The organism is Streptomyces griseocarneus (assembly GCF_014655595.1).
GTDB lineage: Bacteria > Actinomycetota > Actinomycetes > Streptomycetales > Streptomycetaceae > Streptomyces > Streptomyces griseocarneus.
Window position 1 is genome coordinate 1 of the sequence record NZ_BNBL01000040.1, and the last position, 543, is coordinate 543.

Below are 543 nucleotides of genomic sequence, written 5' to 3' on the forward strand. Positions count from 1 at the left end.
CGTAGCCCTTGTCCGCATGGAGCCGGGCCGGCCGACGGCGTCGGGGGCCGCGGCGCGAGCGGATGGGCGGTATGCCACGCATCATCGGCACCAGGGCCTGGCTGTCGTGCAGGTTGGCGGCGGAGATGCCCACCGAGATCGGCAGACCGTTACGGTCGCAGATGACATGGATCTTTGACCCTTTCTTGCCGCGGTCGGTCGGATTCGGTCCGGTCAGGGGCCCCCTTTGACCGCGCGGACGCTGACCGAGTCGATCGCGCAACGTGACCAGTCCACATCGCCGTTGGAGCCGAGCCGGTCCAGCAGCACGCGGTGCAGCTTGGCCCAGACCCGGGCTGCAGACCAGTCGCTGAACCGCCGGTGCACGGTCTGCCACGAGGCCCCGAAGACCGGCGGCAGCTGACGCCAGGTGCAGCCCGAGGTGGCCACGAACACGATCGCGGCCAGCACCGCACGGTCATCGCACCGCCGCCGGCCCCCGCCCTGCGGACGTTGCGGCGCCTCCGGCACCACATCCTGGAACAGCTCCCACAGACCGTCCGG

Annotated in this window: 1 pseudogene; it reads right to left on the reverse strand. The window is 70.9% G+C overall.

Features of this window, described 5'->3' with window-relative positions:
* Nucleotides 1–543 (reverse strand): annotated as a pseudogene (locus IE295_RS33175) (IS5 family transposase); the annotation flags it as partial.